Genomic DNA, 3636 nt, shown 5'->3' with positions numbered 1-3636 from the left:
TATGTTGACATTAAATGCAATTTATTTAGATCACAAGCAAGTAAAGTTCACTCGACAAAGCTTAAAATTAAGTGGTTTTAGGGTAAGTTTAAATAAAAAGAGCCATACGAAGTATGACTCTTTTTTATTTGAAATAGATGTAATAGAGTTATTTTATTGAGGCAATAAACTCTTCATCTGCATATAGGTTTGTTAGTAATTTTTGAACTAACTCTACGTAGCTTTTTTGACCATTAGGGATGGCGATCGCTCCCATAAATGAAGAGTCAAAAGTGTGTTCGGCCATTATTTCTTTTTCGAATAAGATAATGTTCTCTTCTGAGACGATAAAGTTTACTTTTATAAATGAACTTCCCTCTGAGAAACCCGAAACATCAATATCTTGGTCAATTACTTTGCCAGTTACTTGCTTTTTAGCAACACCAGACCAAAGCTTGGCTAACTTAAGCTCTTGCAATAAAGCATTTTCAATATATTTACCATAACTGTTACCTACAGATGAAATAAGAGGTGAGCCTCTAAGTGAAATTTTATTTAGTTTCTTTTCAGATTTAATTGTGCCAACAGATAGAGGGGAAACTGTTTCTTGCTTTAATTTTGAAACGTTACCAATGTCTGCACTATAAGGAGGCACTTGAATTGTACATGCACTTAAGAATAAAACCCCGATTAATCCTATTGAACTTCTATACTTCATTTTAATTCTTTCCTTACTCATAGTTTTGACTGCTCTAACTCTACAATTAGTTTGTTAAATGCTTCTTCTGTTGCACGCTTTGCTGATAAAGAAAAGTCGTTTTTAAACTCATCAAATTCAGCTTTGCCAAAACCTTTAACTTCAGTATTCCATGCTATATCGCCATTGTTATTTAAAGTTTTACAGTTTAACGTGAAAGTAAACTCTGTAGGTGGCCATGTAAATAAACTATCTGAACTAGATTCAGTTGTTATTGTAGGTATAAACACATATTCAATTTTATTGTCTTGTAAAAATGTATTATCAGTTAATGATTCAAGCTTATAAACGTTTTCAAATTTATTAGAAAGTACAGTATATAATGCAGCTTCTGTGTCTTTATAAGGTTTGTAACTAACATTATCGCCACCACCGCCAGGTGTTTTTACTTGTTTTTTAATATCATCTTCAGAAATATAATAACCTACAACGGATATTGATTTACTTTCTGAAAGCTGAAGTTTCTCAGTGTCTGGATTTAAACTTATCTGGTGGGCACAGCCACTTAAAACAAGTACCGAAAACAAGAAAAACATGTTAGTTAATAACTTCAAAATATACTCCATATATTTAATTTTTAAAGAAAAAGTAGTTCCATCGATAATATATGTTTTGTAGTTGCATTGTAAATAATGTTAACTTTATATTTGTAAATGGTTGTAACTTTTGTATTTAATAATTTTTGGTTTTGAGGTGTTTTTATTTTAAATAGAGATGAGTTCGCTTGAGCAAAAATTAAAAAGCGCGTAATTTAACCGCGTCACCTATTTTAATAACAAGTATAATAATGAAAGCACAAGAATTAGAACAATTAGCGTTATCTAAAGCCGAAACCAGAGAAGTGATCACGCCGTATGCCTTTAAGGTTGATAATGCTTTACTTGGCTTGCCTTTGGCTTCGCCGACTCGGCGCGTATTAGCTATGATTATAGATGTTGCATTAATATTTTTAGCTGCAAAGCTCAGTGCAACTATTATTGCATTCGTTGCTGCGATGGCGTTTTACAAAGGAACGGCGCAGCAATACCTTCCTAAAATGTCGAGTGTGTGGCGAAGAATATTAAAAATAGTAGCAGCAAGTATTTTATTTGTAAGCGCTCTTGCTGTGCTTTCAATTGGTATAGATTATTTAGAAGGCGATGACTCTGATCAAGGCTTAACTGTTCAAGGCTTAAAAATACAGGATGACATTCAGCTTACCTCCACAGAAAAAAAGCAGGTAAATGCTTACTTAGTGCAAACAGCAGACGAAAGCTGTGAGCAATCTTGTCAACAAAATGCACTTGATAACTTGATAGGGCAAGTACCCAAATTAGCCGAAATGGACGACCTACAAAACCCACAACTTGCAAAAGCATTTTTACAATTATTAGTGCTTGGTGAAAATAACGGATTAAAGCTTGCGCAGTTAACAGAAGATAAACCCGCACAAACAACCACACACAGTATTTTGCAGTGGGGTAAAGGGATCATTCAAGATTTAGGTTTGGGTTTTGGCTGGGCGGCTGTGTACTTCACACTGTTTTCTTTATTATGGCGCGGTCAAACCCCTGGTAAAAAGCTCTGTAACACCAGAGTGGTTGCATTAAGTGGTGAATCACTGGGTTTACTTGATTGTTTTGGCCGCTACGGTGGTTACGGTGCAGGTTTTGCCACTGGCTTGTTAGGTTTTTTACAAGTTTACTGGGATCCAAACAGGCAAGCCATTCAAGATAAAATATCAGCCACGGTAGTTATTCAAGGGAATGTGAACCAAGTTGTAAATGTGCAAACAGTAGAAGAGACTGTAAAAAGTTAACTCTGTTTCATAACTTACAAGGATGGTTATGAAAGTTTTATTGATTGTATTTATTAATCTGTATTTTATTACGGTTGCGTATGCTTCAGAAAATATTGTGTTAGCAAAAGCGCATCAGCTTAAGTCTGTTGTTTTAGATGAGCAACGCAGCTTCAGCATTTTTTGAAAATAAAAGCACACAAGAGCAATAATTTAATTATAAATCAACGTAACTTTGAATGTGGAACTCATGGCACAGTCGCTGCACTTAGTTGGTATTATGGGTTAAAAAGTATACTTAAAAAATAATTTTATCATTGAAGTTGAATTGGAGTTTAATTGCTAAATATAAAGCACAAAGAGTTTCATAAAAGCTTTTTATATCTATTAATTATATTCGCACTAATGAGCTATTTAGTGTTGCTCATTGGATGGTACGAGTTTAACGATCCTGCTTTTATTGCTAATGAGCGATTACATTTTATAGAGCTAGCAGTGCTACCTATATTAACCATGGCAGTAATATATACATTATTTAAAAAGTATAGGTGTGATCACAACTTTAATTATTTAATAACTCGTCACTTTTTTAAAGGTAGCAGGCTAGTAAAAGGATTTTTGATAGTAATGTACCCTTGTTTGATCTATATGGCGTTGTGGAAATTTAGCGTAGTTCCCATTATGTATTATGCTGAAAATAATTTAGGCGAACTGTGGTCTGAAGAATATTTTTTAACTGATGTAACTACATGTATTATAAATGATCAGCAGCAATGTATAACATTAAACATTGCTGATTTATCCACTGGTGAAGAGCATTCGTTTAGATGGTACTTAGATACGGACGAGCTACAAACACTTAAAAACAAAAATATAAATTTAGTCGGTGAAAAAAGTTACTTTGGCAATCTTGTTAACGAAATACAATGGTAAAAACCAAAGAGAATTAAATGAAAAGCAATAATTTTAATGAGAGCATAAAAGGTTTTTTTTGGGGCATCGGGTTTGTAATAGCTATACTCGGCGGTATTAGTGCATTCGCCCTGACAATCGCCGCTGATGTTGACAGTGGATTTAAAACAATGGTTTCTAATAAAGCATTAGAAACAAGTGATGAAATGAA

5 protein-coding genes are annotated in these 3636 nt (G+C 33.6%); 3 read left to right on the top strand and 2 right to left on the bottom strand.

The window, feature by feature from the left end; translation table 11 throughout:
* Positions 1–148: 148 nt before the first annotated feature.
* Positions 149–697, bottom strand: a complete 549-nt coding sequence (locus tag QL989_RS19050; RefSeq protein ID WP_138604979.1) for a hypothetical protein — start codon at positions 695–697, stop codon at positions 149–151.
* A gap of 17 nt (positions 698–714) precedes the next feature.
* Positions 715–1290, bottom strand: coding sequence for a hypothetical protein (locus QL989_RS19045; protein WP_138604978.1), 576 nt, complete (start codon positions 1288–1290; stop codon positions 715–717).
* 233 nt (positions 1291–1523) lie between these two features.
* Here QL989_RS19045 and QL989_RS19040 point away from each other — a divergent pair, with 233 nt between their 5' ends.
* The 3 genes from QL989_RS19040 (at position 1524) to QL989_RS19030 (ending at position 3446) form a co-directional block, all read left to right on the top strand.
* Positions 1524–2534 carry an RDD family protein gene (locus tag QL989_RS19040; RefSeq protein WP_138604977.1) on the top strand — a complete coding sequence of 337 codons (1011 nt, stop codon included), beginning with the start codon at positions 1524–1526 and terminating at the stop codon, positions 2532–2534.
* 28 nt (positions 2535–2562) lie between these two features.
* Positions 2563–2700 (top strand): hypothetical protein, encoded by a 138-nt coding sequence (locus tag QL989_RS19035; RefSeq protein ID WP_171039584.1) that lies wholly within the window; start codon positions 2563–2565, stop codon positions 2698–2700.
* 461 nt (positions 2701–3161) lie between these two features.
* Positions 3162–3446, top strand: a complete 285-nt coding sequence (locus tag QL989_RS19030) for a hypothetical protein (RefSeq protein WP_290171707.1) — start codon at positions 3162–3164, stop codon at positions 3444–3446.
* Positions 3447–3636: the final 190 nt, after the last annotated feature.

Origin of the sequence: Pseudoalteromonas sp. APC 3224 (genome assembly GCF_030407535.1) — a bacterium.
In the GTDB taxonomy this organism is placed as follows: Bacteria; Pseudomonadota; Gammaproteobacteria; order Enterobacterales; family Alteromonadaceae; genus Pseudoalteromonas.
The sequence above is the reverse complement of the archived record's forward strand: the minus strand, read 5'-3'. Positions and strand labels throughout refer to the sequence as shown.

What these genes read in the sequence shown, in the direction of transcription:
- QL989_RS19050 (WP_138604979.1), bottom strand. Translation starts at nt 697, where the DNA reads ATGAAGTATAGAAGTTCAATAGGATTAATCGGGGTTTTATTCTTAAGT.
- QL989_RS19040 (WP_138604977.1), top strand. Translation starts at nt 1,524, where the DNA reads ATGAAAGCACAAGAATTAGAACAATTAGCGTTATCTAAAGCCGAAACC.
- QL989_RS19035 (WP_171039584.1), top strand. Translation starts at nt 2,563, where the DNA reads ATGAAAGTTTTATTGATTGTATTTATTAATCTGTATTTTATTACGGTT.
- QL989_RS19030 (WP_290171707.1), top strand. Translation starts at nt 3,162, where the DNA reads ATGGCGTTGTGGAAATTTAGCGTAGTTCCCATTATGTATTATGCTGAA.